Below are 241 nucleotides of genomic sequence, written 5' to 3'. Positions count from 1 at the left end.
CAATGTATCTGAAAATACAACGCTAGGCTTTAGCGTAACCGTAACTGACAATGCCGGTAAAAGCGCTCAAGCGAGTAAAACGGTTTTAATTAATCAAGTAAATAGCGCGCCAACAGTCATTGTTACAGGCCCAGAAGAAGCTGAAAAAGATGACAGTGTAACCCTAGTTGCAGATGCACAAGACAGCGATGGTAGTATTAATAACATAACCTGGCAGCAAACAAGTGGCCCTGTAGTTGAA

The 241-nt window shown here is 42.3% G+C and carries 1 protein-coding gene; it reads left to right on the top strand.

Going from position 1 to position 241, the window contains the following annotated elements; translation table 11 throughout:
* Positions 1 to 241 (top strand): hypothetical protein (locus AAEY57_RS20920; protein WP_502935516.1); only part of this gene is annotated, 241 nt, incomplete at both ends.

The sequence above is a fragment of the Pseudoalteromonas sp. MER144-MNA-CIBAN-0113 genome, assembly GCF_040308965.1.
Classification (GTDB): Bacteria; Pseudomonadota; Gammaproteobacteria; order Enterobacterales; family Alteromonadaceae; genus Pseudoalteromonas; species Pseudoalteromonas tetraodonis.
The sequence above is the reverse complement of the archived record's forward strand: the minus strand, read 5'-3'. Positions and strand labels throughout refer to the sequence as shown.